The organism is Paenibacillus sp. BK033 (assembly GCF_004345425.1).
Taxonomy (GTDB): Bacteria; Bacillota; Bacilli; order Paenibacillales; family Paenibacillaceae; genus Pristimantibacillus.
In genome coordinates this window covers 1-4,765 of sequence record NZ_SLVP01000025.1, presented here as the reverse complement: position 1 = coordinate 4,765, position 4,765 = coordinate 1, and the positions used below count along the sequence as shown (strand labels likewise).

4 protein-coding genes and 1 pseudogene are annotated in these 4,765 nt (G+C 40.2%); all 5 read right to left on the bottom strand.

The features are described 5' to 3' along the window. Nucleotides 1-169 precede the first annotated feature (169 nt). Nucleotides 170-466: a hypothetical protein gene (locus tag EV294_RS30000; RefSeq protein ID WP_132313649.1), complete on the bottom strand. Its 297-nt coding sequence runs from the start codon at nucleotides 464-466 to the stop codon at nucleotides 170-172. Between the two features lie 121 nt (nucleotides 467-587). Further along, nucleotides 588-923, bottom strand: a complete 336-nt coding sequence (locus EV294_RS29995; protein WP_132313647.1) for a hypothetical protein — start codon at nucleotides 921-923, stop codon at nucleotides 588-590. A 216-nt stretch (nucleotides 924-1,139) separates the two neighbouring features. Next, nucleotides 1,140-2,135: a S41 family peptidase gene (locus EV294_RS29990; protein ID WP_132313645.1), complete on the bottom strand. Its 996-nt coding sequence runs from the start codon at nucleotides 2,133-2,135 to the stop codon at nucleotides 1,140-1,142. Nucleotides 2,136-2,798: 663 nt separating this feature from the next. Then, a pseudogene (locus EV294_RS29985) lies at nucleotides 2,799-4,077 on the bottom strand (IS110 family RNA-guided transposase). Between the two features lie 78 nt (nucleotides 4,078-4,155). Further along, entirely contained in the window at nucleotides 4,156-4,521 is a 366-nt protein-coding gene (locus EV294_RS29980) for a hypothetical protein (protein WP_132313643.1), read from the bottom strand. Nucleotides 4,522-4,765: the final 244 nt, after the last annotated feature.

Sequence of the window (4,765 nt, the reverse complement as noted above, 5' to 3'; positions counted from 1 at the left end):
TGAAGGGACGGTTATTTGCTATACCCTTTTTTCAGTATACCACCTCGTGAATATGCCATTAATAATTAAATATTGACAAGCTATTAGCTGGAATAACGTAATAAAGCTGCCGATCAGCGCCGGCAGCCTCTACCTGTTTCATTGTTGAACTATCGTTTCCCGCTTAAGACTACTCTGTACTTTTTGTACGCATATAAAAGGGGACATACATCGGCTGTATTTTTTCGATATTCTTCAACTGCTGATTTAAATCCCAAATCTCAGGCTCTGATTGTTTATAAAACCATGTAGCCCCAGTACTAATCCATTTGTTTCTGTATGTTTCAAAAGTGTGACCATCATGGACATCATCAAACCCAAATTCAAAACCACAACAGTCACAAATTTCAAATGATTCATTTCCATTTGTGTCATATGGTGCTTGTTTTAATTCTTCATATCCGCAAATAGGGCAAATATGTTTCAAAACTTCATCCCTCCTGTAAATTATACTACCACGGATAACTGCCCGTTAGCGTAACAAAAAGGCAACCGTTCTGTATGTTGGCTGCCGTCGTGTCTTTATTTAACTATCGTCTCCCGTTAGCTTAATCACTGGTTCTAATTGATACAGAAATGCATTTCACTATATCACCAGAATTTAAGATAACGCTTGTAATAATACGATTATCCTCTGCTAACTCTGCTTCTATAGAAAAAATATAAAATCCACTACCCCATGGCTCTTTAATAGGGACATGGATGTAACTTACTTGCTCAAATAAAAACTCAACCGTTTGGGAGGGGTTCTCTCTTGTAACTGCTGTAACCAATTTCAAACTAACTTCTTTACCTCTGTAATTTATCGTTATCTCTTGCAATTCACTATCATGTAAGTAAATGTTCTCTATTTCATGGTAATTGTCTAAAGAGTAGTTTGCCATTACGTTCTCCACCCCCAATAGGTTAATTTATCCCAATATGAACATATTTTATGTCCCCTGGTTGAAGTATCCTACCCGTTCAACAAAAAAAGCAGCCGTACTTAATGCGCCGGCTGCTGTCGTTGTATTGAACTAATGTTCCCCGATAGTTCAATAGCGACGATCAAATTAGTGGAGATGACGTCGACAATTCCATAATCCTCAATCCATCTCATACTAATTTTCGAATTTTAATAATCTTTTGATATCTGCAATTAAAGGCTCTCGTCCAGGCTCCATAGTCTCACCATACTGCTGCAATAGCTGTCTGAGAAGCAAATGATATGCCGTTTCATAAGCTTCATTACTGCTACACTCAATATCGGGTAAAACTCCTATGCCATTCCAATTACCTTTTGTTATTGGATTTATTGGATAAGCATTTGGGATAAAAGCTTGAAAATGGTCATTTACGCGATGAACACTCCCAGCATTTGCTTTGCCACCTGTCTTTTCGCCGATAATTATTACTCTTTGAATTGCTTGTAGACTGTATGCGAACTCTTCAGCGCAGGATCCCGTATTCTGACTCGTTAGAATATAAACAGGCTTATTTGCACCAAATCTTTGTCCAGGTACAAAAGGCGAACTCCAAATAGACTGCGTTGTATCGTAGGATCGCCAATAAATATCATTTAAATGTACTGGTGGGGAGCCATCTAACAAGTAACTTGAGATAAATGCACTCATTAATGAAGAACCACCGTAATTAGTTCTGAGATCGATGATCAATCCATCTGTACCCGAAATAAAACTCATCGCGTGTGCTGCCGTACTACCAGCATGCTCCGGATACGCAAACTCGTTTATGACAAGATATCCAATATTACCTGGTAATCTCTCCGTTCGTTCAAACCCATAATTATTCAGTTTTTGACGAATTAGCAAGCTTTCATCATTTATAGGATCGTACTGTTGAAGAGGTAAGCTAGATTCACTAAAAGCAAAATTCAGATGTTTATCATTACTTATCTTTTGCAAATCCCCCGTAATCTTCTCTGCTAAAGTATAACCCGTTTCATATTTGTAATAGTCTCCTTCAGACAGCCTTTTCATCAGTGAATTCTTTATGATTTCAGCAGTGTTTGGGAAAATGTAATAATCGAGCAGCAGTGCACCAAGAGATTCAACAGTAGTTTCAATAAAAACATCATCTAGTTTAAATGAACTCAATCCGGATCTTCCTTTCCGCCACGGCAGTTTTTTAAATCCTCGTTAAATCCCTATATTTACCTATTTAACTATATGATACAGATTATATAATGTATATAACAGATTGGATATTTAATGTGTTATTCTTTGTTCTCACTGTAAATCTGTAACAAAACAGGACGACTAAATTTGTAAAACAGAAGAGATACAGTGAGATATCGACATAACACTATGGCTTAACAAAAAAAAGCAACCAGGCGTAATGCGCCGGCTGCTGTCGTGTTTTGAACTAACGTCTCCCGTCCCTCGGTTTTAAGGGTTTATCTCACATATACTCACTCATTCGCAGGATTTCAACACCTTAGATCAGATCAATCTTAGGATAGAGAACAGATGAACCCGGTTGAGGTGGTGGGCTGGGCATGCGGAAATAGAGGGTCATTAGGGAATATTCCCCAATTCATTTCTACTGCACACATACTCCACTGATCCCTTGGCGTTCACCCTCCCATGACTCAACGGGTCATTGCCCTTACAATCCTTCGTTATACTTGTCCAAGGTGTGGAGACCGATCGCGTTTAGCGGATGGGTCTTAGCCCTTATGGGAAACGAACTCGGTCCTCCGTGCTTTCTTTGTGAAATCCCGCGAACGAGTCAATATACGTGATGTATCTTCATAAAACTTAAGCGGCTTCAGTCCAGTTCAAAACCGTTTTCTCTGGCGTAAACTTTTCTCCTCGCTGAACAATACCAACTAAGATCCGCGCTAGTTTCCCAATTAACTTAAAGATGGACTGCTGCTTTTTCATCTTCTTTTCCTGCAAATTATGTTCATGCAGATGGCGGAAAACGGGGTTGTTCCAAACGAGCTGAACAGTTGCAAGATAGAGATATTTTCGCAAGGCAGAGTCTCCTCGTTTCGAAAGAACTATTTGGCCTTTCCGCCTACCAGATGAACTTTCAGCCAGATTTAGGCCAGCCTTACGCATTACCTGACGTCCATGCGCATACTGCCTCAGATCCCCAGTACCAGCTAAAATAGCCGCAGTGAAGATCTTCCCAAGTCCTTTTATGGTACGAAGCTGCTGCGCCATAGGAATCTCTGAAAGCAATACTTCGATGTCCCTTTCAATCTGTTCAAGCATCGTAGTAACACGCTCAAATTCTTCAATGAGCCGTTTTAAATCTGCTTTTGCTTCTTCTGCAGCGGCTTGTTCTCCAACACTACATTTCGCTCGTGCGATAAGTTGTGCAGCCTTCTCAAACCCTGTTGAGCCCCCAACTCGCTGCATATGCACTCTCCAGGCGTCAATGACATCATGTACTATATAGTTCTCGAGATCCTGTGGGCAAGGGAAGGTTTTGAGGGTCGCCATCGAACGCTTACAAGTCCAGTCCTTGAATACAGAAGGATATTCGGGAAACCGAATGTCCAGCCAGCATACGATCCGATTCTGCAACCTTACACTACATGTCACCCAAAATTCCCGGTCGCTCATTATGGTCTTCAATCGTTGGAATACAAGTGATTGACGTGTATATTCGTAGTAAAAGCCCCGGCTGACTGAGTCTGCGATAGTAAGAGCATCTTTAGGGTCATTCTTTGACGGGCTATTATCCCGGTTTTCTTTATTTCTCTTCGTCGTGGCTGGATTAACCATGACCACCTGCTCGCCTTTATCTGATAACCAATTGGCCAGGTTAAACCAGTAATGACTCCATACCAATAATGAGCCTTTTCAATCGATGCTTCTGCTGTAATTCACTCATCCAACGGCTCAATTTTTCAAACCCTTCAATACTATTGGAAAATGAGAGATGGCGTTTCGAAACCACTATTCCGCGGAAATTTGTTGCTTGTGCGACATGTATTTCTTTCGCCATATCGATCCCTACTACAAGATGCGAGGTAGTAATTTGTTCAACACGTTGATTTTGTGCATCTATTTCCTTAAACTTCATAGTAAGAGCTCCTCCCTGATGTGTGTTCTCGACAAACCCATCATACCGAGGAGCTCCTTTTTTTACAAAGCTTATTTCTTAAGCTCTACAGGATTGTTTAGCGTAACGTTCGACTAATGAATTAATCTCGTCAGCCAAATTGAGTACTTGTCTCCATACAGATGAATTCCTAACCGCATTAATATTCCATTCATCACTTTGTTGTAACTTTAGAAATTCACTTCTTAAAGTCAGGCTTTTATTCATAACCTCATCATTAATTAACCCAGTTTCAAATAGCTTCTGTAAATTGTCACGGTGTAAAAATGAAACTGCGCCTATGTCGAACTGTTCAAAGATGTTATATCCAATTACGGAATCATTCGAACTTAGTAAGTAAGTTCCACAGCTCTTAATCGTATTAATGTAAAACTCATATAATTTTTCTATTGTAATAGTCATCATCAAATAATTCACCCTGTATTTGAATTGAGGAATACCCTATCCTCAAGGGATTTCCTCCAAAAATTATACCACATATTGGAACTGCCCTGCCCTTTCGCTTAAAAGAGCAGCTGCCGTTGTGGCAAACTGCTCCTGGATAGCTGAACTATCGTTCCCCGTTAGCCATCCATGCCCCTCACGGGGCACCACAGAATAATGAAAATTTTGATGCGGCGTTTTATACTATTCTTACGGCTGGTGAGGA

Excerpts from the sequence above, each read along its gene's own strand:
- EV294_RS29980 (WP_132313643.1), bottom strand. The coding sequence starts at position 4,521 with ATGATGACTATTACAATAGAAAAATTATATGAGTTTTACATTAATACG.
- EV294_RS29995 (WP_132313647.1), bottom strand. The coding sequence starts at position 923 with ATGGCAAACTACTCTTTAGACAATTACCATGAAATAGAGAACATTTAC.